This window comes from Pseudomonas sp. MAFF 730105, from assembly GCF_055380705.1.
Genome location: NZ_AP018438.1, coordinates 1,898,412 through 1,923,547, shown reverse-complemented (window position 1 = coordinate 1,923,547; position 25,136 = coordinate 1,898,412). Strand labels below are relative to the sequence as shown.

27 protein-coding genes are annotated in these 25,136 nt (G+C 61.8%); 2 read left to right on the top strand and 25 right to left on the bottom strand.

Features of this window, described 5'->3' with window-relative positions; genetic code table 11:
- Positions 1–17 precede the first annotated feature (17 nt).
- The 11 genes from speE to ccmA all read right to left on the bottom strand — a co-directional run bounded on the left by speE (position 18) and on the right by ccmA (position 8,470).
- The gene (gene speE, locus PCOSP_RS08600) at positions 18–893 is read right to left on the bottom strand and encodes a polyamine aminopropyltransferase (protein WP_041022234.1); all 876 of its coding nucleotides are present in this window, start codon (positions 891–893) and stop codon (positions 18–20) included.
- Between the two features lie 189 nt (positions 894–1,082).
- The gene (locus PCOSP_RS08595; protein WP_139647160.1) at positions 1,083–1,490 is read right to left on the bottom strand and encodes a hypothetical protein; all 408 of its coding nucleotides are present in this window, start codon (positions 1,488–1,490) and stop codon (positions 1,083–1,085) included.
- A gap of 14 nt (positions 1,491–1,504) precedes the next feature.
- A complete protein-coding gene (gene ccmI, locus PCOSP_RS08590; protein WP_464710838.1) occupies positions 1,505–2,707 on the bottom strand; it encodes a c-type cytochrome biogenesis protein CcmI in 1,203 nt (400 codons plus the stop codon).
- Positions 2,700–3,173 (bottom strand): cytochrome c-type biogenesis protein, encoded by a 474-nt coding sequence (locus PCOSP_RS08585; RefSeq protein ID WP_139647163.1) that lies wholly within the window; start codon positions 3,171–3,173, stop codon positions 2,700–2,702. The genes ccmI and PCOSP_RS08585 overlap by 8 nt, the downstream gene beginning before the upstream one ends.
- Positions 3,170–3,706, bottom strand: coding sequence for a DsbE family thiol:disulfide interchange protein (locus tag PCOSP_RS08580; RefSeq protein ID WP_139647165.1), 537 nt, complete (start codon positions 3,704–3,706; stop codon positions 3,170–3,172). The genes PCOSP_RS08585 and PCOSP_RS08580 overlap by 4 nt, the downstream gene beginning before the upstream one ends.
- Entirely contained in the window at positions 3,703–5,691 is a 1,989-nt protein-coding gene (locus tag PCOSP_RS08575; RefSeq protein WP_175362435.1) for a heme lyase CcmF/NrfE family subunit, read from the bottom strand. Before PCOSP_RS08575 ends, PCOSP_RS08580 begins: the two co-directional genes overlap by 4 nt.
- Positions 5,692–5,694: 3 nt before the next feature.
- Positions 5,695–6,150: a cytochrome c maturation protein CcmE gene (ccmE, locus tag PCOSP_RS08570; RefSeq protein ID WP_139647168.1), complete on the bottom strand. Its 456-nt coding sequence runs from the start codon at positions 6,148–6,150 to the stop codon at positions 5,695–5,697.
- Positions 6,147–6,323, bottom strand: a complete 177-nt coding sequence (ccmD, locus tag PCOSP_RS08565; protein WP_041022228.1) for a heme exporter protein CcmD — start codon at positions 6,321–6,323, stop codon at positions 6,147–6,149. The genes ccmE and ccmD overlap by 4 nt, the downstream gene beginning before the upstream one ends.
- Positions 6,320–7,075, bottom strand: coding sequence for a heme ABC transporter permease (locus PCOSP_RS08560; RefSeq protein WP_139647172.1), 756 nt, complete (start codon positions 7,073–7,075; stop codon positions 6,320–6,322). Before PCOSP_RS08560 ends, ccmD begins: the two co-directional genes overlap by 4 nt.
- A gap of 94 nt (positions 7,076–7,169) precedes the next feature.
- Positions 7,170–7,838: a heme exporter protein CcmB gene (gene ccmB / locus PCOSP_RS08555; protein ID WP_003183957.1), complete on the bottom strand. Its 669-nt coding sequence runs from the start codon at positions 7,836–7,838 to the stop codon at positions 7,170–7,172.
- Positions 7,835–8,470, bottom strand: a complete 636-nt coding sequence (ccmA, locus tag PCOSP_RS08550) for a cytochrome c biogenesis heme-transporting ATPase CcmA (protein WP_139647175.1) — start codon at positions 8,468–8,470, stop codon at positions 7,835–7,837. Before ccmA ends, ccmB begins: the two co-directional genes overlap by 4 nt.
- A gap of 199 nt (positions 8,471–8,669) precedes the next feature.
- On the opposite strand from ccmA, the gene fliK reads away from it, so the two are divergent.
- Both fliK and PCOSP_RS08540 read left to right on the top strand, forming a co-directional pair.
- Positions 8,670–10,241, top strand: a complete 1,572-nt coding sequence (fliK, locus tag PCOSP_RS08545; protein ID WP_464710837.1) for a flagellar hook-length control protein FliK — start codon at positions 8,670–8,672, stop codon at positions 10,239–10,241.
- Complete coding sequence (locus PCOSP_RS08540) at positions 10,238–10,567, top strand: EscU/YscU/HrcU family type III secretion system export apparatus switch protein (protein ID WP_139647179.1); 330 nt, start codon at positions 10,238–10,240, stop codon at positions 10,565–10,567. Before fliK ends, PCOSP_RS08540 begins: the two co-directional genes overlap by 4 nt.
- Before the next feature lie 161 nt (positions 10,568–10,728).
- Here the strand turns inward: PCOSP_RS08540 and PCOSP_RS08535 are convergent, their stop codons facing one another.
- From PCOSP_RS08535 to flhA, 14 genes are all read right to left on the bottom strand, one after another.
- Positions 10,729–11,121 carry a DUF2802 domain-containing protein gene (locus tag PCOSP_RS08535; RefSeq protein WP_464710835.1) on the bottom strand — a complete coding sequence of 131 codons (393 nt, stop codon included), beginning with the start codon at positions 11,119–11,121 and terminating at the stop codon, positions 10,729–10,731.
- Positions 11,122–11,607, bottom strand: a complete 486-nt coding sequence (locus PCOSP_RS08530; RefSeq protein WP_024778681.1) for a chemotaxis protein CheW — start codon at positions 11,605–11,607, stop codon at positions 11,122–11,124.
- 70 nt (positions 11,608–11,677) lie between these two features.
- A complete protein-coding gene (locus tag PCOSP_RS08525; protein ID WP_464710834.1) occupies positions 11,678–12,553 on the bottom strand; it encodes a CheW domain-containing protein in 876 nt (291 codons plus the stop codon).
- An 80-nt stretch (positions 12,554–12,633) separates the two neighbouring features.
- Positions 12,634–13,425, bottom strand: coding sequence for a ParA family protein (locus PCOSP_RS08520; RefSeq protein WP_041022220.1), 792 nt, complete (start codon positions 13,423–13,425; stop codon positions 12,634–12,636).
- A gap of 49 nt (positions 13,426–13,474) precedes the next feature.
- Positions 13,475–14,359 (bottom strand): flagellar motor protein MotD, encoded by an 885-nt coding sequence (gene motD / locus PCOSP_RS08515; protein WP_139647197.1) that lies wholly within the window; start codon positions 14,357–14,359, stop codon positions 13,475–13,477.
- Between the two features lie 15 nt (positions 14,360–14,374).
- Positions 14,375–15,115, bottom strand: coding sequence for a flagellar motor protein (locus PCOSP_RS08510; protein WP_024778677.1), 741 nt, complete (start codon positions 15,113–15,115; stop codon positions 14,375–14,377).
- A complete protein-coding gene (locus PCOSP_RS08505) occupies positions 15,115–16,239 on the bottom strand; it encodes a protein-glutamate methylesterase/protein-glutamine glutaminase (RefSeq protein WP_139647199.1) in 1,125 nt (374 codons plus the stop codon). Before PCOSP_RS08505 ends, PCOSP_RS08510 begins: the two co-directional genes overlap by 1 nt.
- A 48-nt stretch (positions 16,240–16,287) precedes the next feature.
- Positions 16,288–18,561 (bottom strand): chemotaxis protein CheA, encoded by a 2,274-nt coding sequence (locus tag PCOSP_RS08500; protein ID WP_175362439.1) that lies wholly within the window; start codon positions 18,559–18,561, stop codon positions 16,288–16,290.
- Between the two features lie 24 nt (positions 18,562–18,585).
- Complete coding sequence (locus tag PCOSP_RS08495) at positions 18,586–19,374, bottom strand: protein phosphatase CheZ (protein WP_139647203.1); 789 nt, start codon at positions 19,372–19,374, stop codon at positions 18,586–18,588.
- Between the two features lie 18 nt (positions 19,375–19,392).
- Complete coding sequence (locus tag PCOSP_RS08490) at positions 19,393–19,764, bottom strand: chemotaxis response regulator CheY (RefSeq protein WP_003183998.1); 372 nt, start codon at positions 19,762–19,764, stop codon at positions 19,393–19,395.
- Positions 19,765–19,930: 166 nt separating this feature from the next.
- Positions 19,931–20,674, bottom strand: coding sequence for an RNA polymerase sigma factor FliA (gene fliA, locus PCOSP_RS08485; RefSeq protein ID WP_024778673.1), 744 nt, complete (start codon positions 20,672–20,674; stop codon positions 19,931–19,933).
- Complete coding sequence (fleN, locus tag PCOSP_RS08480) at positions 20,671–21,501, bottom strand: flagellar synthesis regulator FleN (protein ID WP_003184001.1); 831 nt, start codon at positions 21,499–21,501, stop codon at positions 20,671–20,673. The genes fliA and fleN overlap by 4 nt, the downstream gene beginning before the upstream one ends.
- Positions 21,502–21,616: 115 nt before the next feature.
- Positions 21,617–22,966 (bottom strand): flagellar biosynthesis protein FlhF, encoded by a 1,350-nt coding sequence (flhF, locus tag PCOSP_RS08475; protein ID WP_139647204.1) that lies wholly within the window; start codon positions 22,964–22,966, stop codon positions 21,617–21,619.
- Positions 22,967–22,977: 11 nt separating this feature from the next.
- Positions 22,978–25,107: a flagellar biosynthesis protein FlhA gene (gene flhA, locus PCOSP_RS08470; protein ID WP_139647206.1), complete on the bottom strand. Its 2,130-nt coding sequence runs from the start codon at positions 25,105–25,107 to the stop codon at positions 22,978–22,980.
- Positions 25,108–25,136: the final 29 nt, after the last annotated feature.

The window sequence follows — 25,136 nt, the reverse complement described above, 5'->3', positions numbered from 1 at the left end:
AAAAAAACTCAACCAAATCAGTCGTTACTCGGCTTGTTGATCGCCTGCAATACGTACTGCGGCATGGCAAACGCACCGAGATGAATCTCAGGGTTGTAGTAGCGGGTGACGATGCCACTGCCGATGAACCGCTCATGCAGGGTTTCACGGGAGAGCTTGCGGTAAGCGCTGTCGGTCGAGCCCCAGGCGAAAGTCATGGCACCGCCGATGTAGGTCGGCACGGCAGCCTGGTAGAAGTGCCAGTCGGCAAACAGGCCTCGCAGGCGGCCGGCGGTGGTCTGCACTTCGCCCAACTGCATGAATGGCGTGCCGTTCTGGGTCACCAGGATGCCGCCGTCGTTCAGGCAGCGATGGCAAGCCTGGTAGAAATTCTCCGAGAACAGCACTTCACCCGGGCCGATCGGGTCGGTGGAGTCGGAAATGATGACGTCGAACTTCTCCTGGGTGGTGGAGACGAAGCGCATGCCGTCGTCGATCACCAGGTTCAGTCGCGGGTCGTCGTAGGCGCCCTTGGAGTGGTTGGGCAGGAATTCCTTGCACATGTCCACCACGGTGCCGTCGATTTCCACCATGGTGATGTGCTCGACGCCCAGGTGTTTGGTCACCTCACGCAGCATGCCGCCATCACCGCCACCGATGATCAGCACGCGCTTGGCCTTGCCGTGGGCCAGGATGGGCACGTGGGTGAGCATCTCGTGATAGATGAACTCATCGGCTTCGGTGGTCTGGATCACGCCATCGAGTGCCATCACCCGCCCCATGCGCGGGTTCTCGAAGATCACCAGGTGCTGGTGCTCGGTACGCACTTCGTGCAGCAGCTTGTCCATCCGGAAACGTTGGCCGTAGCCTTCGTAGAGGGTTTCCAGGTAGTCGCCGGCCGGGGTGGTCGTCATGGTCAGGTACTCCGATAGCTCACAAAGGCGCGCATTCTACGACGATGGGGATGACAGGTCGAACCTTGCAGGAGCGATGTAGGAGCTGCCGAGCGAAGCGAGGCTGCGATCTTTGCCCAGACAATTGAGTCTGCAGCGAGAAGATTACAGCCTTCGGCAGCTCCTACAGGTCTGAGGAGCAAGCACTTTTCAGTGGAACTGGCGCCCCAATCCCCCCGGTACGCCTTCGATGGTGGTGTCTTCCCAAGGCCCGTTCGGGCTGACGGAGCGGCTCCAGCCATTGTTCCAGCGGTAGTAGGTGCGCTGGCGATAGAAGGTGTTGGGCTGGTTATCCAGCACATAGACCCCAAGCTTGGCGTCCCAGTGGCTGTTACCCCCAGGTGGCGGGGCGAAACTGGCGGAGGTGCGCGGCAACGGCTTGGCCGGTTTGTTCGGGGTGACCGGCTTGCCCGGCGCGGTGGACGGCGCGGGTTTGGTGGTCGGCGTCGAAGGCGGAATGGGGGGCAGCGGCGTCGAGGGCTCCGGGGGACGATGGACCGCACAAGCGCTCAGGCCCAGGACGAGCGTCAACAGAGTGATACGAGCGATGGCGGTCATGGTGAAAATTCCTGTCATTGGTCCGGGCTGTCGATGGTCAGTTGTTGCGGCGTGGTGGTGCTGCTCGCCAGGGGCTGGCTGCGGCCAATCCATTCGCCGGCGGTCGGTTGACCGGCGCGGGAGATACGCGCCACCAGTTGGACTTCAGGGAAGTTCGACAGTTTCAGTTGCGGCATCATCGCGTCCGCGTCCCCCAGCTCGACGTTGACGGGCAGGTCGGCGACCGTCAGGCGCTTGGCCGCCAGCGGCGCAGGCGGGCCGGAAACGGCGCGGGCAAAGATGAATACGCTGTCGCCCGGTTGCACCTTGGCCTTGAGTGCCGGCGCCAGGTCGACATGGACCTTGAGCACCGCACCGGTCTTGACGACCGGAGCCTGAGCCACCTTGCCGCCACTGGCTTGCAGCCTCTCGGTGGCGCGGGCAATACCGCCTTGCAGCGCCTCGCGGGATTTGTCGTCCTCCGGCAGTTGCGCCAGCAGGCGCCCCCAGTAATCGATCGCATCCTGATAGCGCTCGCCTTCAAACGCGGCGATACCCAACAGGCCCAGGCTGGTGACTTCCTTGGGATCGAGCTTCAGTGCCTCATCGGTCAAGGTCTGGACCTTGTCCGACCATTTCTTGCCATCGGCAAAATACTGCGCCTGGGCCCACTGCCCCAGCAACTCGGGCTGCCGCCCCGCCACCGCTACGGTGCGCTCGAAGATCTTCGCCGCATCCGCTGGCCGATCCTGCGCCATGTAGGTACGCCCCAGGAAATACAAGCCCTCGGCGGAACTCGGTTGTGCCGCCACCGCCCTTTCCAGGCGCTGGGTCATTTCTTCCATCGACTGCGGCGCCTGGGCGAATTCGCGGGTCAGCTCGACCTTGTCGCTCGCGCCAAAATGCAGGTACAAGCCCAGGCCCAGCACCGGCACCAGCACGGCGGCGAGCAACGGCAGCGGCTTGCCCATGCGCGATTCGCGCGGTGCCTCGGCGCCCTCGGTATCGGCGAGCAGTTCCCGAGCGGCTTCAGCGCGCCCGGTATCCAGCTGCGCGGTATTGAGCACGCCCTCCGCCTGCTCGGCCTGCAACTCGGCGACACGCTCCTGATACAGCGCCACATTGAGCGCGGTGCGGTCCTCCTCCCGCTGTGCGCGACGGCCCCTTAGCACGGGGATCAACAGAAAACTCAGGGCAACCAGGAGAAGCAGACCTGCGGCGAGCCAGAAATCAATCATGCTTGGTGTTATCCAACAGTTGGTCGAGGCGCTGGCGCTCTTCGACGGAAAGCGTATCCGGGGCGGCGCTGCGCTGCACCCGGCGGCGGCGCACGATCAGCGCGATGACGACGAAGCCGCCGAGCAACAAGCCGGCGGGGCCGAACCACAACAGCGCGGTCTTGGAGGACAGGGCCGGGTTGTAACGCACGAACTCACCGTAGCGGTCCACCATGAAGTCGATGATCTGCTGGTTGTCCTTGCCCTCGCCGAGCATGCGGAAGATTTCCTTGCGCAGGTCAGCGGCAATCGGTGCGTTGGAGTCGGCGATGTCCTGGTTCTGGCACTTGGGGCAGCGCAGCTCCTTGGTCAGTTCGCGAAACCGCTCGCGCTCGCCTTCATTGGCGAATTCGTAGGTGTCGATCGCGGCGTGGGCCACGCCAGCGAGACTCACCCCCAGGACGACAGCGGCTAGCCAACGCTTCATGGCTTGGCCTCGTCCACCAGTGCCTGGTACTTGGTCGCCAGTTTCTCGCGCCAAACCTGTTCGTCGATCACACCGACGAACTTGTCACGGATGACGCCCTTGGCGTCGATGAAGAAGGTTTCCGGGGCCCCATAGACCCCAAGGTTCAGGCCCAGGGTGCCGTCTTCATCCCGAATGTCCAGTTGATACGGGTTGTGGAACTCGGCGAGCCATTTCAAGGCATCGACGTTGACGTCCTTGTAATTCACGCCATAGATCACCACGCCATTCTGGGCCAGCTTGTTCAGCACCGGGTGCTCGACCCGGCAGGAAATGCACCAGGTGCCCCATACGTTGACCAGTGCCGGCTTGCCCAGCAGATCGGCGCGGGTCAGCGTCTTGTCGCCCTGCACCGAAGGCAGGGTGAATTCCGGGAACGGCTTGCCGATCATTGCCGAAGGCAATGCGGACGGGTCCAGGAAAAGCCCCCGGTACAGAAAGACCGCCACCACCAGGAACAACGCCAGCGGCAATACCATCAACCAACGTTTCATGCAGTGGCTCCCGTCACGCCCAGAGCTTCGCGCACCCGGGTTTTCACCTTGACTCGATAACGCCGATCCAACGCCGCCAGTGCCCCGCCCAGGCCGGTCAGCAGGCCGCCGAACCAGATCCAACGCACGAACGGCTTGACGTGCACCCGCACCGCCCAGGCGCCGTCACCCAGGGACTCGCCCAGTGCCACATAAAGATCGCGAGTGAAACCAGCGTCGATTCCGGCCTCGGTCATCACCGAGTTCTGTACGGTGTACAGGCGCTTCTCGGGATGCAGCACCGCCACTTCCTGGCCGTCACGAGTGACCCGCACAGTGCCTTTATCGGACGTGAAGTTCGGGCCTTCGAAATGTTTGGCGCCTTCGAACATGAATTGGTAACCGGCCAGTTCCATGGACTCTCCCGGTGCCAGGCGCAGGTCGCGCTCGGCGCTGTTCTGGCTGGACAGCACCACGCCCAGGGCGCAGACGGCGATGCCCAGGTGAGCAACCTGCATGCCCCAGTAGCTGCGGGTCAGGGTCGGCAGGCCCTTGACCAGTCCCTTGTGACGGGTTTTGTCGAAGATGTCCCGTACACCGGCCAGCAATACCCAGGCCGCCAGCATGAAGGTCGCCAGCACGGCCCAGTTGAAATCGCCATAAGCGATCCCGGCCACCACGGCCAGGGCAGCAGTGCCCAGCAGCACTGGCGTCAACATGCCCAGCAGCCATTTGACCGGTGTGTCTTTCCAGCGCACCAGCACACCGACCGCCATCACCACCATCAGGATCGCCATCAGTGGAATGAACAGGGCATTGAAGTACGGCGGCCCGACCGACAACTTGGCCCCGGACAGCGCATCGAGCACCAGCGGGTACAACGTTCCCAACAGGATCATCGACGCGGCCACCACCAGCACCAGGTTGTTGCCCAGCAGCAGCGTCTCCCGGGACCAGAGGTTGAAGCCAACCTGGCTCTTGACCACGGGCGCCCGCAGGGCGAACAACGTCAGCGAGCCGCCGACCACGAACAGCAGGAACATCAGGATGAACACACCGCGCTCGGGGTCCGAGGCGAAGGCATGCACCGAGGTCAGGACGCCGGAACGCACCAGGAAGGTCCCCAACAGGCTCAGGGAGAATGCGGCGATCGCCAGCAGCACGGTCCAGCTCTTGAACACGCCACGCTTTTCCGTGACCGCCAGTGAGTGAATCAGTGCCGTGCCCACCAGCCAAGGCATGAACGAGGCGTTTTCCACCGGATCCCAGAACCACCAGCCGCCCCAGCCCAGTTCGTAGTAGGCCCACCACGAGCCGAGGGTGATGCCGATGCCGAGGAAGGCCCAGGCGACGATGGTCCATGGGCGCGACCAGCGGGCCCAGGCGGCATCGAGGCGACCGCCCAGCAACGCGGCGATGGCGAAGGCGAAGGCCACGGAAAAGCCGACGTAGCCCATGTAGAGCATCGGCGGGTGAACGATCAGGCCGATGTCCTGCAGTAGCGGATTGAGGTCGCGACCATCCATCGGCATCTGCGGCAGGATCCGCGCGAACGGATTGGACGTGACGATCAGGAACAGCAGGAAACCGGTACTGATCATGCCCATCACCGCCAGCACCCGGGCCAGCATCACCTGGGGCAATTGCCGGGAGAACACCGAGACGGCGAAGGTCCAGCCAGCGAGAATCAGGGCCCAGAGCAGCAGCGACCCTTCATGGGCGCCCCACACCGCACTGAACTTGTAATACCAGGGCAAGGCACTGTTGGAGTTGCTCGCGACGTAGGCCACGGAAAAATCATCGGTCATGAAGGCATAGGTCAGGCAACCGAAGGCGAACACCATGAAGGCGAACTGGCCCCAAGCCGCCGGCTGGGCCAGGCTCATCCACAGACGGTCGCCGCGCCAGGCACCGAGCAGCGGCACCACGGCCTGCACCAGGGCCAGGCACAGGGCCAGGATCATCGCCAGGTGGCCCAACTCGGGAATAAAAATGCCAGTGCTCATCGATCAGCCCTCCTTCATGGGAGCAGGTGCCGACTGACCACTGTCTTTAAGAGCCTTGGTCACTTCCGGCGGCATGTATTTTTCGTCGTGCTTGGCCAGCACTTCGTCGGCCACCACCACGCCATCGGCGTTGAGCTTGCCCAGGGCGACGATGCCCTGCCCTTCACGGAACAGGTCCGGGAGGATGCCGCGATAAGTGATGGTCACGGTCTTGTTGAAGTCGGTGACGTTGAATTTCACGTCCAGCGAATCCCCGGAACGTACGAGCGAGCCCTTCTCCACCATGCCGCCAGCCCGGATACGCGTGTCCTTGGGCGCTTCGCCATTGGCGATCTGGGTCGGGGTGTAGAACAGATTGATGTTCTGCTGCAGGGCGCTCAAGGCCAGGCCAACCGCGGCACCGACACCCACCAGGATCGCCAGGATGATGACAAGACGTTTTTTGCGCAGCGGATTCACTGACCGTTCTCCCGGCGCAGACGACGCGCCTCTTGTTGCAGATACCGCTTGCGGGCCAGGAGCGGCACCGCCACGTTGAGGGCCAGTACCGCCAGGCAGATGCCATAGGCGGACCAGACATACAGGCCATGATGGCCCATGGCGAGGAAATCGCCGAATGAAGCGAAACTCATCGAGCGGCCTCCAGGCTGTTCTGTACTTCGGCCTTCACCCAACTGGCCCGGGCTTCGCGCTTGAGCACTTCCAGGCGCATGCGCAGCAACAGCACCGCGCCGAAGAAACAGTAGAAACCCAGGACGGTCAGCAGCAACGGTAGCCACATTTCCACGGGCATCGCCGGTTTTTCCGTGAGGGTGAACGTCGCGCCCTGATGCAAGGTGTTCCACCACTCCACCGAATACTTGATGATCGGGATATTGATCACACCGACAATCGCCAGCACCGCGCAGGCTTTGGCGGCACTCTCACGATTGCTGATGGCGTTGCCCAGCGCAATAAGACCGAAGTACAGGAACAGCAGGATCAGCATCGACGTCAGTCGGGCATCCCAGACCCACCACGACCCCCAGGTCGGTTTGCCCCAGATGGCTCCGGTGACCAGCGCCACGGCGGTCATCCAGGCCCCGACAGGCGCGGCGCATTGCAAGGCAACGTCGGCCAGCTTCATCTTCCAGACCAGCCCGACCACGCCGCACACCGCCAGCATGACGTAGACCGACTGGGCCAGCATCGCAGTCGGTACATGGATGTAGATGATGCGGAAGCTGTTGCCCTGTTGATAATCCGGCGGCGCGAACGCCAGGCCCCAGACCACGCCGATCCCTATCAGCAGCAGTGCGGCGATACTCAGCCAGGGCAGCAACTTGCCGCTGATGCCGTAGAACCACTTGGGTGAGCCGAGCTTATGAAACCAGGTCCAGTTCATTGCTGTTTCCATCACGGTTGCGGCGCGCTGTCACGCGCCGCCGGGTCTGCCTTAACTTCATAGGAAGTGGTCATTTTTTGACCAGGCCTCATTATTATTCGCCGACGCTGATCTTCAGGCCAGCGGCTATTGCAAAGGGTGTCAGGGTTATCGCCAGGGCGGTCAGGCTCCCAAGCCAGAGCAGATAACCGGTCGCCGGCATACCTTGCAAGGCGGCTTGCAAGGCGCCACTGCCAAGGATCAACACCGGGATATACAGCGGCAGGATCAACAATGCCAGCAATAGGCCGCCGCGCTTCAAGCCCACCGTCAATGCCGCCCCCACCGCACCGAGCAGGCTCAGCACCGGTGTGCCCAGCAACAACGAAACCAGCAGCACCGGCATGCACGCGGCGGGCAACCCCAGCATCATCGCCAGCAGCGGCGAGAGCAATACCAGCGCCAGGCCGGAAAAAACCCAGTGTGCCAGTACCTTGGCCAAAACCAGAAGGGCCAGGGGGTGCGACGAAAGGACCCACTGTTCCAGGGAACCGTCTTCGAAATCACTGCGGAAAAGCCCGTCCAGCGAGAGCAGGACCGACAAAAGCGCTGCCACCCAGACCAGTCCTGGCGACAAGGTTTGCAACAATTGAGTCTCCGGCCCGACCGCCAACGGGAACAGCGCAATGACAATCGCGAAAAACACCAGCGGGTTGGCCAGTTCGGCCGGGCGGCGGAACAACAGGCGCGCTTCGCGGGCAAGCAACAGGCCAAACACACTCATACGGCCCAGTTCCCCAGATCAATGTTGCGATAACCGGACGGCATCCGGGCCAGTGTATGGTGGGTGGTCAACAGCACCATGCCACCACCCTCGCAATGCCGGGCCAGATGTTCCTCGAGCTGCGCCACGCCCTGCTTGTCCAGGGCAGTGAACGGTTCGTCGAGAATCCACAGCGGCGGGGTGTCAAGGTACAACCGGGCCAGGGCCACGCGGCGCTGCTGACCGGCGGACAAGGTATGGCATGGCACGTCTTCGAAGCCGCGCAATCCCACCATGGCCAACGCCTGCCAGATCGCTTCATGGCCGGCGGGCCGATGCAGCGCACAGAGCCAGCTGAGGTTTTCTTCGGGGGTCAGCAAATCCTTGATCCCTGCGGCGTGGCCGATCCAGAGCAGGTTGCGGGCCAGTTCGCTGCGTTGGCTCTGCAGGGGTTGGCCGTTGAGCAGCACCTGCCCGGCCGTCGGTTGCATCAACCCGGCCAGCAGGCGCAAGAGGCTGGTCTTGCCACTGCCATTGGGACCACTGACTTGCACCATATCGCCAGGCGAGAGTCTCAATTCGAGGTGTTCGAAAAGCAGCCGCAGGTCTCGCTCACAGGCGAGGCCGACGGTTTGCAAGAGAGGACTGGTCAAGGGATCGCGAGCCTTATACGGTTTAAGTCGGCGGTGCAGCGGCCGTTAAAGAGATGCAGCATAGATGCATTGACGGCCCGTTCCACAGAGCTGCGTCAAACTATTGCAAGGTTTTCGCCACTCCCTGAAAGACGGGCGGCATTATACATGCCATGCCCTCAGGGGGCGTTCTCAATTAGTTTCCAGGGTAAGACCGCAGATGACAGGCGACATGAACATCCAGCCGCTGCCCCAGCCCACGGCAACGACGCGTATGCCGGCGGTCAGCGGCGAGCTGCTCAAATTGCTGACGCCGGTCGAAGGCTTGATCGGTGCCGGCCAGACGGCCAGTGCCGAGGTGTTGTCGCTCAAGCAGGCGGACCAGACTTTCCAGCTATTGCTCAAGGTCACCCTGGAAAGCGGCCGCCAGACTACCGTGCAGGCCACCAGCAGCCAGCCGTTGCCCCAGGGCACCAGCCTGGCGGTGACCCAGCCGTCCGCCAGTAACCTGGCGATCACCGTACAACAGGTCGTTGCCTCCAGCATTGCGACCCTGACCCGTATCGACACCACGCAGCTGCCGGTCGGCACCCTGTTGCAGGGTAAGGTGGTCACCAGCCAGGCGTTGCCTCAGGTGCCAGGGCAACCGGCGATGTATCGGTCACTGGTGAGCTTGCTCAATACCGCCCAGGCCGGCAGCACCCTGGACATCGACAGCCCCCAGCCGCTGCGTATCGGCACGCTGTTGAGCGCCCAGGTGCAGGATGCCCAGACGTTGAAATTCATTCCGCTGAGCAACCGCCAGGAACAACTGGCGGTGAGCCAGCAACTGGTGACCCAGGTGAGTCGTCAGGGTTCGCTGGACAGTCTGATCAGCGTCCTGCAGGAGCTGCCCGCCACGGATGAGACCGGCGTCGAGCTGCGTGCCGCGGTGACGCGTCTGCTGGCCGGCCTGCCGGATGTGCAGCAATTGAGCACGCCCAAGGGACTGGCCCAGGCCTTGGCCGCCAGCGGGGTATTCCTGGAAAGCAAACTGCTGGCCGGACAACCACCGAGCCTGGCAACGGACTTCAAGGGCGATCTGCTGAAACTGATCGCCCAACTGACCACGACGCTGCCCGCCTCCACCAATCTCGGCGCGATCATTGCCGCCAACACCCTGGCCCAGGCGTTGCCCAGTTTTGTACGCAACGCCTTGGGCACGCTCGGCCAGGTCAGCGCAAAGCCGCAACCCACCGGTTTCCCCCTGCCCTCCCGGTTGCTGAAGGGCCAGGACGACGAAGGCGACCTCGAACACCTCCTGCGCCTCGCCGCTGCCGCCGTGTCACGTCTGCAAAGCCATCAACTGTCGAGCCTGGAGCAGACCGGCCTGACCGACGATGGCCGGTTGATGAGCACCTGGCAACTGGAAATCCCGATGCGCAACCTGCAGGACATCGTGCCCTTGCAGGTCAAATTCCAACGGGAAGAAACCCCGCCTCGGGAACAACCCAGCGAGCGTCGGGAAGAACGTGAGGCCAAGCAGCAGCTCTGGCGGGTCGAGCTGGCGTTCGACGTAGAGCCGCTGGGGCCGTTGCAGGTCCAGGCGCAATTGCTCAGCGGCAGCCTGTCCAGCCAATTGTGGGCTGAACGGCCCTACACGGCGGACCTGATCGAACGCAACCTGGCGGCACTGCGTGAGCGCCTGGTGACCTGCGGCCTGAACGTCGCAGACCTGGACTGCCACGTCGGCACCCCGCCCCAAGGCCCCAAGACCCGACTCGAACAACGCTGGGTGGACGAAACCGCATGACAACCCACACCGAACCGCGCCAGGCCATCGCCCTCAAATACGACGGCCACCACGCCCCGACCCTCACCGCCAAGGGCGACGAAGCCCTGGCCGAGGAAATCCTGCGGATCGCACGGGACAGTGAAGTGCCGATCTATGAAAATGCCGAGCTGGTGAAGCTCCTGGCCCGACTGGAACTGGGGGAGAGTATTCCGCAGGAGTTGTATCTCACCATCGCCGAGATCATCGCGTTTGCCTGGAACCTCAAGGGCAAGTTTCCCAAGGGCTTCGACCCGCATGCACCGAATGTGGAGAAGGATGTGACGGAGCGCGGGGATGATTACTGATTCCACGCCACATGGCGGCAGCGAAGAAGCCTGTAGGAGCAAAGCTTGCTCGCGATTGGGGCACCGCCAGTCGAGAATGCCATTGACTGTCCTATCGCTATCGCGAGCAAGCTTTGCTCCCACAGGTTCCAGGGCGTTTGATCCTTGACTGGAAGCGATCCTCAGCCCCTGTGCAATTTACTCATCAACTCCGCCTCGGCCTGGGTCAAGCCACAGGCCTGGGTCAGTTCGTCGACACTGGCGCCCATACCCACCAGCCGCGCGGCTTGGGCAAAGGACAAGCTCGAGGGGTCGCGCTGTTCCAATTGGGCCAGTTTGTCCGGTAACGGGCCGACTACGGCGCGCAGCTCATGGATGGCTTCCCCCATGCGCACGGTACCGTTCTGGTAATCGTCGACACGCTTGGCCAGGTCCTTGATGCGCTGATCGCGCAACGCATCGCCCTGGGCCTGTTGAGCGGCGATCTGCCGCTGGCCGCGTATGTACGCCAAGAACATTGCCAACGTGCCTGCCCAGAAAAGGAACATGACAATGACTGCTACCTCAAGAATCAATCAGATACTCTCCAGTTCCGACCACTCTTCTTCACTCATCATTTTTTCCAGCTCGACCAGGATCAGCAACTCGTTGTTCTTGTTGCAGACACCCTGGATGAACTTGGCCGATTCTTCGTTACCGACGTTAGGCGCGGTTTCGATTTCCGACTGACGCAAGTAAACCACTTCGGCAACGCTGTCGACCAGGATACCGACCACTTGCTTGTCGGCCTCGATGATCACGATACGGGTGTTGTCGTTGACCTCGGTGGAATTCAGGCCAAAACGCTGGCGGGTGTCGATCACCGTGACCACGTTGCCACGCAGGTTGATGATCCCCAGCACATAGCTTGGCGCACCCGGTACCGGAGCGATCTCGGTATAGCGCAGCACTTCCTGCACGCGCATCACGTTGATGCCGTAGGTTTCGTTATCGAGTTTGAAGGTGACCCATTGCAGGATCGGATCTTCGGAACCCTTGAGAGACGACGCCTTATCATTCATACCCTGACCCCTCGAAAAACCGCCTGTGGCGGTGTGTTCTGCGCCGTGACGCTGCGCGCCACCGACTGTGTTATTTCGGTTTCTGGACCGGCTTGGAGCCGCCCAGGTGTTTTGCCCCGCCGCTGGCGATCAGTTCGGCCAGCTCGGAAACGTCCAGCAAGGCGCACATGTGCTCGATCACCGTACCCGCCAGCCATGGCCGTTGCCCTCGATGGCTACGCCACTTGATCTCGTTCGGGTCCAGGCGCAGCGAACGGCTGACCTGGTGCACCGCCAACCCCCACTCGTAACCCTGTACCGAAATCACGTATTGCAGGCCCTGGCGAAAATCATCGCGATAACGGTCCGGCATCACCCAACGCGCGGTATCCAGTACCTTCAGGTTGCCGGCCTGGCTCGGCAGGATCCCAAGGAACCAATCCGGCTGGCCAAACAACGGCGTCAATTCGTGCCCGGCCAGGGAATAAATCGATCCCAGGCACACCAGCGGCACCGCCAGGGTCAACCCGGCCACATCGAACAACAGGCACTCAAACGGCTCGGCGGCCCAGGCCGGACGGTCGTCAGTCTCAACCGGCGGCGGCGTGTTGCTCGGTGGTGGCAGATGGACTTCCACCACAGGTGTCTCCAGGCCCTGCAACAACGGTGCAACGGTGGAAACCGCCGCCAGCATCGGCGCAGGCGCCTCCATGACTCTCACCGATGGCTTGGCGACCGGTGCCTCGACCGGTGCGACAACCACGGGTTTACGTGCATCACGGGCCTGCTCCTCGAGCACGGCCGCCTGAAACTCATCCAGCACACCTTCGGCTTCGACGGGCGCGGGCAAAGCCTCGGGCACGCTCGGCTCCGGTGGTAATTCTTCGGTCGCTTCCTGCAACAGCCCGTCCAGGTAGGACTGCAAGGCCATTTGCGGACGCGAGGTCGTCTTGATCGGGCGGTTCATGAAAGCAGTGCACCGCATATGAACGTTATCGGCATGAGTGCCATCAGACTTGAGCCTGCAGAGCTTTTAGACGCGTTCAATCAGGCCACCTGCTGAGGAACGAGCTGCTGGGCCAGCAGGTGCTTGAGCAAGGCCCGGTAGGCCAGCACGCCACGGCTTTTGCCATCGAACTGGGAAGGGGTCACACCGGCGCGGCTGGCATCGCGCAGGCGCGTGTCGACCGGGATGTAGCCTTGCCAGATGTCATCCGGGTACATGTCCCGCAACACCCGAAGGGTTCCCATAGACGCCTGGGTACGGCGATCGAACAAGGTCGGCACGATATTGAATGCCAGCGACTGTTTGCGTGAGCGATTGACCATCGCCAGGGTATTGACCATTCGCTCCAGCCCCTTGACCGCCAGATGCTCGGTCTGCACCGGGATCACCAGTTGCTGGCTGGCCGCCAAGGCATTGACCATCAACAGACCCAGCAGGGGTGGGCTGTCAATGATCGCGTAATCGAAATCCTGCCACAGCTGCGCCAGACTCTTGGCGATCACCAGGCCCAACCCGCCCTGTCCCGGCGACTGCCGTTCCAGGGTGGCCAGCGCGGTGCTCGACGGCAACAGGGAAATCCGCTCGTCACTGGTGGACAGCAACAGTTGTCCCGGCAAGCCCTCAGGCACACTGCCCCGGTGCAGGAACAAGTCGTAGTTGCTGTGCTCCAGGCTATCGGGATCGTAGCCAAAATAGCTGGTCATCGAGCCATGGGGGTCCAGGTCGACAATGACCACACGCTTGCCCGCCTCGGCCAGTAATCCGGCTAAAGCGATGGAAGAAGTGGTTTTACCCACCCCACCTTTTTGATTGGCAACTGCCCAGACTCTCATTCGGATCGTTCCTCCCGGCCGAAACAGGCACGGCCGAGAAATAGCTCGGTTATAAAGCGGGTGACGGAGAATTGACGGCGCTCTGTCTTCCCGGTGTCTTGACCGGGGTCGGTGCAGTTTGTGTGCCAGCCCGCTTCAATGCTGCATCCGGCGTTGCATTGGCCGTGCCGGTACCGGTCAGGCTGCGGCGTACATCAAGGTTGCGCGACACCACCAGCACCACGCGCCGATTCTTCGCCCGGCCTTCGACAGTAGCGTTGTTGGCCACCGGCTGGAACTCGCCATACCCCACCGATGCCAGGCGACCGGGGTTCACACCTTGCATGGCAAGCATGCGGACGATGCTCGCCGAACGCGCCGAAGACAGCTCCCAGTTGGTCGGATACTGCGCGGTGCGGATCGGCTGGTCATCCGTGAAACCTTCCACATGGATCGGGTTGTCGAACGGTTTCAGGATCGTCGCCACCTTATCGATGATGTGAAACGCCATGTCGCTGGGCATGGCGTCGCCACTGCCAAACAAGAGGCTGGAGTTGAGTTCGATCTCCACCCACAACTCGTTGCCGCGCACGGTCATCTGGTTGGAGCTGATCAGGTCGCCGAAGGCCGCGCTGATGTCGTCGGCGATGCTTTTCAACGGGTCGCTACCGCCAGCAATGCCGGCATCGACCTGCTCGGCGTCCCGGACCAGCGGCTTGGCCGGCGTGGTCGTCTTGGGCCGCTCGTCGCCGATGGGAATCGGCTTGAGGGCGCGATCCGAGTCGGTAAAGACCCCGATCAACGCCTCGGAGATAACCTTGTATTTGCCCTCGTTGACCGAGGAGATCGAATACATGACCACGAAAAAAGCGAACAGCAATGTGATGAAGTCGGCGTAGGACACCAGCCAACGTTCATGGTTGACATGCTCTTCATGATGCCTGCGACGCGCCATGGTCCATTACTCCCATTAGTCCATGAAGCCCTGGAGCTTCAATTCAATGGAGCGCGGGTTTTCACCTTCGGCGATCGACAGGATTCCTTCCAGCAACATTTCGCGATAACGCGACTGGCGCAAGGCGATGGACTTGAGTTTGGCGGCAATCGGCAACAACACCAGGTTGGCACTGGCCACGCCATAGATGGTGGCGACGAACGCCACGGCGATGCCGCTCCCCAGTTGCGAAGGGTCGGCCAGGTTGCCCATCACGTGGATCAGGCCCATTACCGCACCGATGATGCCGATGGTAGGTGCATAACCACCCATGCTTTCGAAGACCTTGGCCGCTTCGATGTCGCGGCTTTCCTGAGTGTAGAAATCCACTTCCAGGATGCTGCGGATGGCTTCCGGCTCGGCGCCGTCCACCAGCAATTGCAGGCCTTTTCGCGAGTAGTTGTCAGGTTCGGCATCGGCCACCCCTTCCAGACCGAGCAAGCCTTCCTTGCGGGCGGTCAGGCTCCAGTTCACCACGCGATCGATACCGCCGGCCAGGTCGACCCGCGGTGGAAACAGAATCCAGACCAGTACCTGTATGGCGCGTTTGAACGCACTCATGGGCGATTGCAACAGCGCGGCGCCGATGGTGCCACCGAGCACGATCAGCGCCGCAGGGCCATTGGCCAAGGCCCCGAGATGACCGCCTTCCAGGTAGTTGCCACCAATGATGGCGACGAACGCCATGATGATACCGATCAGGCTGAGGACATCCATTACAGGCACGCCTCGACCAGGTACTTACCAATGTCGTCCAGCCCGTACACCGCGTCGGCCAGGTCCGCTTTGACAATCGCCATCGGCATGCCATAGATCACGCAACTGGCTTCGTCCTGGGCCCAGATCGCACTGCCGCCCTGCTTGAGCAGGCGGGCGCCTTCGCGACCATCGGCGCCCATGCCGGTCAACACCACCGCCAGAACTTTGTCACCGTAGGACTTGGCTGCGGAACCGAAGGTAATGTCCACACAGGGCTTGTAGTTCAGGCGCTCGTCGCCCGGCAGGATTTTCACCGCGCCACGACCGTCGACCATCATCTGCTTGCCACCCGGAGCGAGCAGCGCCAGACCCGGACGCAGGATATCGCCATCCTCGGCTTCCTTGACGCTGATGCGGCACAGCTTGTCCAGGCGTTCGGCGAAGGCCTTGGTAAAGGCTGCCGGCATGTGCTGGATCAACACGATTGGAGCCGGGAAGTTGGCCGGCAACTGGGTCAGTACCCGTTGCAGCGCCACCGGACCACCCGTGGATGTGCCGATGGCAACCAGCTTGTAGGCCTTGCGTTTGGGGGCCGGCGACGACGCACTGGCCGGGGCCGAACGTGCAGGCGCAGGGGCCGGGGCACTGCGTACCGGGGGCGGATTGAAACTGGCGGAAGATGGCGCAGGGCTCGGCGCAGCCACAGGCGCAGGAGCCGGTGGCGTGTAGGCACTCACGCGGCGGTTGCTGCGGGAAATGCTGTGGACCTTCTCGCACAGCAACTGCCGGACCTTGTCGGGGTTGCGCGAGATGTCTTCGAAGTTCTTCGGCAGGAAATCCACCGCCCCGGCATCCAGCGCGTCGAGGGTGACACGGGCGCCTTCGTGGGTCAGGGACGAGAACATCAATACCGGAGTCGGGCAGCGCTGCATGATATGCCGCACAGCCGTGATGCCATCCATCATTGGCATCTCATAGTCCATGGTGATCACATCCGGCTTGAGTGCCAGGGCCTGATCGATTGCCTCTTTGCCATTGGTCGCGGTACCGACGACCTGAATCGTCGTGTCCGCCGAGAGAATTTCCGAGACGCGGCGGCGGAAGAACCCCGAATCGTCCACCACCAGGACTTTAACTACCATAAACACTCCGTTAGACGAGGCGTGGCGCTGGGCCACGCCCCTCCAGAATCAAATACGCCGCGCGGCGTAACGCTTGAGCATGCTCGGTACATCGAGGATCAGCGCGATGCGGCCGTCGCCGGTGATGGTGGCGCCGGACATGCCCGGGGTGCCCTGGAGCATCTTGCCCAACGGCTTGATGACCACTTCTTCCTGGCCCACGAGCTGGTCGACAACGAAGCCGATCCGCTGTGTGCCCACCGAAAGGATCACCACGTGGCCCTCGCCCTGCTCCACATGCGCCGCGGAGCTGACCAGCCAGCGCTTGAGGTAGAACAACGGCAGTGCCTTGTCCCGCACGATCACCACTTCCTGGCCGTCGACCACATTGGTGCGCGACAGGTCGAGGTGGAAGATCTCGTTGACGTTGACCAGCGGGAAAGCGAACGCCTGGTTGCCCAGCATCACCATCAGGGTCGGCATGATCGCCAGGGTCAGCGGGACCTTGATGAGGATCTTCGAGCCCGAGCCTTTGACCGAGTGGATGTTGATGGAACCGTTGAGCTGGGAAATCTTGGTTTTCACCACGTCCATCCCCACGCCACGACCCGACACGTCGGAAATCTCGGTCTTGGTCGAGAAGCCGGGGGCGAAGATCAGGTTGTAGCACTCGGTGTCGCTCAGGCGGTCGGCGGCGTCCTTGTCCATCACGCCGCGTTTGACGGCGATGGCGCGCAGCACCTCGGGGTCCATGCCTTTGCCGTCGTCGGAGATCGACAGCAGGATGTGGTCGCCCTCCTGCTCGGCGGCCAGGATCACCTTGCCGCTACGAACCTTGCCTGCGGCTTCGCGCTCTTCCGGCGACTCGATACCATGGTCGACCGCGTTGCGCACCAAGTGGACCAGCGGGTCTGCCAGGGCCTCGACAAGGTTCTTGTCGAGGTCGGTTTCTTCACCCACCAGTTCCAGGTTGATTTCTTTCTTGAGCTGGCGAGCCAGGTCACGTACCAGGCGCGGGAAGCGCCCGAAGACTTTCTTGATCGGCTGCATCCGGGTCTTCATGACCGCGGTCTGCAGATCGGCCGTGACCACGTCGAGGTTCGACACGGCCTTGGACATGGCTTCGTCCTGGCTATTGAGGCCCAGGCGCACCAGACGGTTACGCACCAGCACCAGTTCACCGACCATGTTCATGATCTCGTCCAGGCGCGCGGTGTCGACCCGAACGGTGGTCTCGGCTTCACTGGTCGGTTTTTCCGCCGGTGCAGACGCCGACGCGGCCGGTGCACGGGCAGGTGCAGGCGCGGCGGCAGCTGCTGGCTTGGGTGCGGGAGCAGGTGTCTCGGCCTTGGACTCCGGCGCCTTGGCGGCGGGTTTTGGCGCGGCCTTGGCGGCCGGCGCGGCAGTTGGCGCAGCAGAGGCCGCGCCGACTTCGCTGAACTTGCCTTTGCCGTGCAGATCGTCGAGCAGGGACTCGAACTCCTGATCGGTGATCAGGTCGCTACCGGCCGCGGCCGCAGCAGGCTTGCTCGGAGCCGGCGAAGAGGCAATGGCCGACTCCAGGGCGTCAACGGCAAAAGTACCCTTGCCATGCAACTGGTCGAGCAAGGCTTCGAATTCATCGTCGGTAATGTCTGAGCTGTCGCCCGCGGCTTTCGGCGCGGCAGGAGCTGTCGGCGGGACGACCGCATCGACGGCGAACTGGCCCTTGCCATGGAGTTGATCGAGCAGCGACTCGAACTCCGCATCGGTGATTTCATCGCTGGCCGCACCCGCATCGGCGGGCGCGGCAGCTACAGGAGCCTGGGCCTGAGCTTCGGCCTTGACGGCACTCAGGGAGTCCAGCAACTGTTCGAATTCGTTATCGGTAATATCGCCCGATTCCTCGGCGACTGGCTCCTCGACAACGGGTTCTTCAACCACGGTTTCGACCGGAGCGGCTTCGTCTGCCGATTGCGGCTCGGCCAGGCGCGACAGCGCGGCGAGCAACTCTGGAGTAGCAGCGGTAATCGGCGAACGATCACGCACCTCGCTGAACATGCTGTTGACCGCATCCAGCGCTTCAAGCACCACGTCCATCAATTCCGAATCCACGCGACGCTCACCCTTACGCAGGATGTCGAACACGTTCTCGGCAATGTGGCAGCACTCCACCAGCTCGTTGAGCTGAAGGAAGCCGGCGCCTCCTTTTACAGTGTGGAAACCGCGAAAGATTGCATTGAGCAGATCCGCATCATCCGGTCGGCTTTCCAGCTCGACCAATTGCTCGGAGAGTTGCTCTAGAATCTCGCCGGCCTCAACCAGGAAATCCTGAAGGATCTCTTCATCGGCGCCGAAGCTCATTAATGGGGTGCTCCTAAAACAGGGCTAAAATCCAAGGCTGGACAGCAAATCGTCCACATCGTCCTGACCGGACATAACGTCTTCTCTTTTATCGGCATGAATTTGCGGACCTTCACCCTGAGAGAGATGTTTTTGTGGATCTTTTTCAGCAAGCATCGCCTCACGGTCGTGTTCGATGCCCGCAAAGCGGTCGACCTGGCTGGCCATCAACACCAGTTTGAGCAGATTGCTTTCGACTTCGGTAACCAATTGGGTGACGCGCTTGATCACCTGCCCGGTCAGGTCCTGATAGTCCTGAGCCAGCAGAATATCGTTGAGGTTGCTTGCGACCGCGCGGTTATCGGCGCTGCTGCGTGTCAGAAAACCGTCAACCCGACGAGCCAGGTCCCGGAATTCTTCCGCCCCGACCTCACGACGCATGAAACGGCCCCAGTCGGCGCTCAAGGCCTGGGCTTCGTCGCCCAGGCCATTGACCAGCGGCGTCGCGCTTTCCACCAGATCCATGGTGCGGTTGGCGGCGGCCTCGGTCAGCTTGACCACGTAAGACAGCCGCTCGGTCGCATCAGTAATCTGCGAGACCTCTTCGGCCTGAGGCATGTTCGGATCGATCTGGAAATTGACGATCGCGCTGTGCAATTCACGGGTGAGCTTGCCGACTTCCTGGTACAGACCACGATCCCGGGTCTGATTGAGCTCGTGGATCATCTGGACTGCATCGCCGAAACGACCTTTTTCAAGGCTTTCGACCAGTTCGCGGGCATGTTTTTTAAGGGTCGATTCGAAATCGCCCATTGAAGCTTCGTTATTCTCCATAGCTCCCCCGTGGCGCCGTTAACCGATGCGTTCGAAGATCTTTTCGATCTTTTCTTTCAACGCCTGGGCCGTGAAGGGTTTGACCACATAGCCGTTCACGCCGGCTTGGGCCGCTTCGATGATCTGCTCGCGCTTGGCTTCGGCGGTGACCATCAGCACCGGGAGGTGCTTGAGTTTTTCATCGGCGCGCACATGGCGCAGCAAATCGATACCGGTCATGCCAGGCATGTTCCAGTCAGTCACCAGAAAGTCGATGCTCCCGCTGTTGAGAACCGGGATGGCAGTAGTGCCATCGTCGGCCTCGACCGTGTTGGTGAACCCAAGGTCACGCAACAGGTTTTTTATGATCCGCCGCATCGTTGAAAAGTCATCAACAATGAGGATTTTCATGTTCTTGTCCAATTCGACCTCCAAGCAGTCTTAAACGCGTGCAGCACCTGAACGCGCCATTTCAATCAATCCGGTACAGCATTCGACAACGGCCCGGGACACAACGGATCGAGACTGCGCAACACGTGCCACGCAAACCCTGCTCGCAACCTCCCCGCACCGATTGTCAGCGCGCTCGCCACTCCCCCAAACGCCCCCGCAAACGGGCGGCGCACTGGCTGTGTAACTGACTGACCCGCGATTCGCTGACCCCCAGGACTTCACCGATTTCCTTGAGGTTCAGCTCTTCGTCGTAGTACAGCGCCAAGACCAGTCGCTCACGCTCCGGCAAATTGGCAATCGCATCGGCCAGCGCGCTCTGGAAACGTTCGTCTTCCAGATCACGCGCAGGCTCCATGTGAGTACTCGCGCCATCCTCGTGCAGCCCTTCATGATCGCCGTCCTGCAACAGGTCGTCGAAACTGAACAGGCGGCTGCCCAAGGTATCGTTCAAAATCCCGTAATAATCATCGAGACTCAACTGGAGTTCGGCCGCAACCTCATGATCTTTAGCGTCTCGCCCGGTTTTCGCTTCGATAGCGCGAATGGCGTCACTGACCATGCGGGTATTACGGTGCACCGAACGGGGTGCCCAGTCGCCCTTGCGGACTTCGTCGAGCATCGCGCCACGAATGCGAATGCCGGCGTACGTCTCGAAACTGGCGCCCTTGCTCGCGTCGTATTTGTTCGCCACTTCGAGCAGTCCGATCATGCCCGCCTGGATCAGGTCTTCAACCTGGACACTGGCCGGCAACCGCGCCAGCAAGTGATAGGCGATGCGCTTGACCAGGGGCGCGTAACGCTCGATCAACTCGTACTGGGCGTCCCGTGCCGATTTTTTGTAGAGGTGGTTGTAACCGCTGGCTGTCATAACACGGGCCCTGCTGTTTGTTGCACGAGACGCTCGACGAAAAACTCCAGATGCCCACGAGGGTTGGCCGGCAGTGGCCAGGTATCGACCTTCTGGGCGATCGCCTTGAATGCCAGCGCGCATTTGGAACGGGGAAAAGCTTCATAGACGGCACGTTGCTTCTGGACAGCCTTGCGCACGCTCTCGTCGTACGGCACGGCGCCGACGTATTGCAGGGCAACGTCCAGGAAGCGATCGGTGACCTTGGTCAACTTGGCGAACAGGTTGCGCCCTTCCTGCGGGCTCTGGGCCATGTTGGCCAGGACGCGGAAGCGGTTCATGCCGTAGTCACGGTTCAAGAGCTTGATCAGGGCATAGGCGTCGGTGATGGAGGTGGGCTCGTCGCAGACCACCAGCAGCACTTCCTGGGCGGCACGCACGAAACTGACGACCGAATCACCGATACCCGCCGCCGTGTCGATCACCAGCACATCGAGGTTGTCGCCAATGTCGCTGAATGCCTGGATGAGACCGGCGTGCTGGGCCGGGGTCAGATGAACCATGCTCTGGGTGCCGGAGGCGGCCGGCACGATACGAATCCCGCCCGGCCCCTGCAACAACACATCACGCAGTTCGCAGCGGCCTTCGATCACGTCCGCCAGCGTGCGTTTGGGTGTGAGCCCCAGCAGCACGTCCACGTTCGCCAGGCCCAGGTCGGCGTCCAGCAGCATGACCCGTCGGCCAAGCTCTGCCAGAGCCAGGGACAAGTTCACTGACACGTTAGTCTTGCCGACGCCACCTTTGCCGCCGGTCACCGCGATCACCTGTACGGGATGCATGCTGCCCATGTTCGTTCTTTACCTGTCTTACTTAGACGGAGGCCACATTACTGGCTGCGCGTTCACATACGGAACATTGCCTGGCAGACCATCGATGTAGGTACAAAAAATATTCATGATTACCTCAGCCAACCTGCTTGGTCGGGCTGTGGTAGATATCAGCGAACATATCAGCCATGGCTTCTTCGCTGGGTTCGTCCTGCATTTGCACACTCACGGCACGGCTGACCAGTTGGTGGCGACGCGGCAGATGCAAATCATCCGGGATCCGCGGTCCATCCGTCAGGTACGCCACCGGCAGATCGTGACCGATCGCCAGGCTCAAGACCTCGCCCAGGCTTGCCGTTTCGTCCAGCTTGGTCAGGATGCAACCGGCCAATCCGCAGCGTTTGTAGCTGTGGTAGGCGGCGGTTAGAACCTGTTTCTGGCTGGTGGTTGCCAACACGAGATAATTTTTTGACTTGATGCCACGCCCGGCCAGGCTTTCAAGCTGCATGCGCAGGGCTGGATCGCTGGCTTGCAGGCCTGCGGTATCGATCAGCACGACGCGTTTGCGCAACAGAGGCTCCAGCGCCTGGGCCAGGGATTGACCCGGATCCACATGGGTCACCGACACGTTGAGAATCCGGCCCAGGGTCTTGAGTTGCTCCTGGGCGCCGATACGGAAGCTGTCCATGCTGACCAGGGCAATGCTCTGGGCGCCGTACTTGAGTACATAGCGGGCGGCGAGCTTGGCCAGGGTGGTGGTCTTGCCCATGCCGGCCGGGCCGACCATGGCAATCACCCCGCCCTCTTCCAACGGCTCGACTTCCGGCGTGGCGATCATCCGCGCCAGATGCGCCAGCAACATGCGCCAAGCCTGGCGAGGCTCGTGGATATCGTTGATCAGCGCCAGCAGGTCGCGGGCCAGCGGGCCGGACAGGCCGATGCGTTGCAGGCGGCGCCACAGATTGGCCTGGGCCGGACGGCTGCCTTGCAGTTGGTTCCAGGCCAGGGAGCCGAGCTGGACTTCCATCAGTTCGCGCAGGCTGTTGAGTTCGAAACGCATCGAGTCCAGCGCACGCGGGTCGATACCGGCAGCCGGTGCGGCAGGAGCCGGCGCCGGACGACGCGGCTCGGCCGGGGTCGGCTCGATCAGCGGTTCGGCAGCGGTCAGCGGCAGGCCTGCGGTCAATGGCTGACCGGCAAACAATTGACGATTGGTGCCCGCGACAGCCTCGCCTTCGCTGCTGCGCAGGCTCAATTCGGCCTGGGCGCTGGCGATGCGCGATTGGGTCTTGCGCAGCTCATCCTCAAGTTCCATGTTCGGAACCCGCGGGGCCAGTGCAGACAGCTTGTAGTCCAGGGCCGCCGTCAGCTCGACACCACCGGCGATCCGGCGGTTGCCGATGATGGCTGCTTCGGCGCCCAGCTCGTCACGGACCAGTTTCATGGCCTGACGCATATCGGCGGCGAAAAAACGCTTCACTTGCATAACCCACTACCTCAGCCGTTGGGCCCTACTGTCGCAACAATGGTCACTTGCTTGTTGTCCGGAATTTCCTGGTACGCCAGCACATGCAGCCCCGGGACCGCGAGGCGACCGAATCGCGAAAGCATCGCACGAATCGGACCCGCCACCAGCAAGATCACCGGTTGGCCTTGCATCTCTTGCCGCTGGGCTGCCTCGATCAACGAACGTTGCAGCTTCTCGGCCATGCTCGGCTCCAGCAGAACACCCTCTTCCGAGCCTTGTCCTGCCTTCTGAAGACTATTGAGCAATATCTGTTCCAACCTTGGCTCCAGCGTGATCACAGGCAGCTCCGACTCAGTGCCTACAATGCTTTGGACGATTGCACGGGATACGCCGACCCGCACCGCGGCCACCATGGCGGCGGTATCTTGACTCTTGGAAGCGTTGTTGGCGATGGCTTCGGCAATACTGCGGATGTCGCGTACCGGCACCTGTTCGGCCAGTAGCGCTTGCAAAATCTTGAGCAACTGCGACAACGAAACCACGCCCGGCACCAGCTCTTCGGCCAGTTTCGGCGAGCCTTTGGCCAGCACCTGCAGCAGTTGCTGGACTTCTTCGTGGCCGATCAGCTCGCTGGAGTGCTTGTACAAAATCTGGTTCAAATGGGTCGCAACTACCGTACTGGCGTCCACCACGGTGTAACCGAGGGACTGGGCCTGGGCCCGCTGACTGATTTCAATCCACACCGCTTCCAGGCCAAAAGCTGGATCCTTGGCGGTAATGCCGTTGAGCGAACCATAGACCTGACCCGGGTTGATCGCCAGTTCGCGATCCGGATAGATCTCGGCTTCGGCCAGGATCACCCCCATCAGCGTCAGGCGATAGGCGCTAGGCGCCAGGTCGAGGTTGTCGCGGATATGCACGGTGGGCATCAGGAAGCCCAGGTCCTGGGACAGCTTCTTGCGCACGCCCTTGATCCGCGCCAACAGTTGGCCGCCCTGGTTACGATCCACCAACGGAATCAGACGATAGCCGACTTCCAGGCCAATCATGTCGATAGGAGTCACGTCGTCCCAGCCCAGCTCTTTGGTCTCCAGGGCACGGGCCGGCGATGGCAGCAGTTCCTGCTGGCGCTTGACCTCTTGCAATGCCTGGACCTTCTGCGCGTTCTGCTTCTTCCAGAACAGATAGGCGCCGCCTGCCGCTACCGCCGCCATGCTCAGGAAGGAAATGTGCGGCATCCCCGGGACCAGGCCCATCACCGCCATCAGCCCAGCAGCCACGGCGAGGGCCTTGGGCGATGCGAACATCTGCCGGCCGATCTGCTTGCCCATGTCTTCGGAGCCCGAAGCACGGGTCACCATGATCGCCGCGGCTGTGGATAACAACAGTGATGGCAATTGCGCCACCAAACCGTCACCGATGGTCAGCAAGGCGTAAACCTTGCCTGCGTCACCGAAACTCATCTGATGCTGGAGGATACCGACGGCAATGCCGCCGATCAGGTTGATGAACAGGATCAGCAGGCCGGCGATGGCGTCACCTCGCACGAACTTGCTCGCACCGTCCATGGAGCCGTAGAACTCGGCCTCCTGGGCCACTTCCAGACGACGGAGCTTGGCCTGGCTCTGATCGATCAGGCCGGCATTGAGGTCGGCGTCGATTGCCATTTGCTTACCGGGCATGGCGTCGAGGGTGAAACGCGCGCTCACCTCGGAAATACGCCCGGCACCCTTGGTGACCACCACGAAGTTGATGATCATCAAAATGGCGAAGACCACGATACCGACCACGTAGTTGCCGCCGATCACCACCTCACCGAAGGCCTGGATCACCTTACCGGCGGCGGCGTGGCCTTCCTGGCCGTGGAGCATGACCACGCGGGTGGACGCCACGTTCAGCGCCAGACGCAGGAGCGTAGCCACCAGCAGAATGGTCGGGAACACGGCGAAATCCAGCGGGCGCAGGGCATACACGCACACCAGCAGCACCACGATCGACAAGGCGATGTTGAACGTGAAGAACACGTCCAGCAGGAACGGGGGCACCGGCAGCATCATCATGGCGAGCATGACCAGCAGCAACAGCGGCACGCCCAGATTGCCCCGGCTGAGGTCTACGACGTTGCTGCGCGCGGTGCTGAGTAACTGAGAGCGATCCACCAAAATTCCCCGTTCCTGTGAAGCAAACT

Excerpts from the sequence above, each read along its gene's own strand:
- PCOSP_RS08525 (WP_464710834.1), bottom strand. The coding sequence starts at position 12,553 with ATGAACCGCCCGATCAAGACGACCTCGCGTCCGCAAATGGCCTTGCAG.
- PCOSP_RS08495 (WP_139647203.1), bottom strand. The coding sequence starts at position 19,374 with ATGGAGAATAACGAAGCTTCAATGGGCGATTTCGAATCGACCCTTAAA.
- motD (WP_139647197.1), bottom strand. The coding sequence starts at position 14,359 with ATGGCGCGTCGCAGGCATCATGAAGAGCATGTCAACCATGAACGTTGG.
- PCOSP_RS08520 (WP_041022220.1), bottom strand. The coding sequence starts at position 13,425 with ATGAGAGTCTGGGCAGTTGCCAATCAAAAAGGTGGGGTGGGTAAAACC.
- PCOSP_RS08595 (WP_139647160.1), bottom strand. The coding sequence starts at position 1,490 with ATGACCGCCATCGCTCGTATCACTCTGTTGACGCTCGTCCTGGGCCTG.
- PCOSP_RS08580 (WP_139647165.1), bottom strand. The coding sequence starts at position 3,706 with ATGAAACGTTGGTTGATGGTATTGCCGCTGGCGTTGTTCCTGGTGGTG.
- PCOSP_RS08575 (WP_175362435.1), bottom strand. The coding sequence starts at position 5,691 with ATGAGCACTGGCATTTTTATTCCCGAGTTGGGCCACCTGGCGATGATC.
- PCOSP_RS08500 (WP_175362439.1), bottom strand. The coding sequence starts at position 18,561 with ATGAGCTTCGGCGCCGATGAAGAGATCCTTCAGGATTTCCTGGTTGAG.
- ccmB (WP_003183957.1), bottom strand. The coding sequence starts at position 7,838 with ATGAGTGTGTTTGGCCTGTTGCTTGCCCGCGAAGCGCGCCTGTTGTTC.
- PCOSP_RS08490 (WP_003183998.1), bottom strand. The coding sequence starts at position 19,764 with ATGAAAATCCTCATTGTTGATGACTTTTCAACGATGCGGCGGATCATA.
- ccmD (WP_041022228.1), bottom strand. The coding sequence starts at position 6,323 with ATGAGTTTCGCTTCATTCGGCGATTTCCTCGCCATGGGCCATCATGGC.
- PCOSP_RS08585 (WP_139647163.1), bottom strand. The coding sequence starts at position 3,173 with ATGAAGCGTTGGCTAGCCGCTGTCGTCCTGGGGGTGAGTCTCGCTGGC.
- PCOSP_RS08560 (WP_139647172.1), bottom strand. The coding sequence starts at position 7,075 with ATGAACTGGACCTGGTTTCATAAGCTCGGCTCACCCAAGTGGTTCTAC.
- PCOSP_RS08530 (WP_024778681.1), bottom strand. The coding sequence starts at position 11,607 with ATGAATGATAAGGCGTCGTCTCTCAAGGGTTCCGAAGATCCGATCCTG.
- PCOSP_RS08510 (WP_024778677.1), bottom strand. The coding sequence starts at position 15,115 with ATGGATGTCCTCAGCCTGATCGGTATCATCATGGCGTTCGTCGCCATC.
- fleN (WP_003184001.1), bottom strand. The coding sequence starts at position 21,501 with ATGGGCAGCATGCATCCCGTACAGGTGATCGCGGTGACCGGCGGCAAA.
- speE (WP_041022234.1), bottom strand. The coding sequence starts at position 893 with ATGACGACCACCCCGGCCGGCGACTACCTGGAAACCCTCTACGAAGGC.
- ccmI (WP_464710838.1), bottom strand. The coding sequence starts at position 2,707 with ATGATTGATTTCTGGCTCGCCGCAGGTCTGCTTCTCCTGGTTGCCCTG.
- fliK (WP_464710837.1), top strand. The coding sequence starts at position 8,670 with ATGACAGGCGACATGAACATCCAGCCGCTGCCCCAGCCCACGGCAACG.
- flhF (WP_139647204.1), bottom strand. The coding sequence starts at position 22,966 with ATGCAAGTGAAGCGTTTTTTCGCCGCCGATATGCGTCAGGCCATGAAA.
- PCOSP_RS08540 (WP_139647179.1), top strand. The coding sequence starts at position 10,238 with ATGACAACCCACACCGAACCGCGCCAGGCCATCGCCCTCAAATACGAC.
- PCOSP_RS08505 (WP_139647199.1), bottom strand. The coding sequence starts at position 16,239 with ATGGTAGTTAAAGTCCTGGTGGTGGACGATTCGGGGTTCTTCCGCCGC.
- fliA (WP_024778673.1), bottom strand. The coding sequence starts at position 20,674 with ATGACAGCCAGCGGTTACAACCACCTCTACAAAAAATCGGCACGGGAC.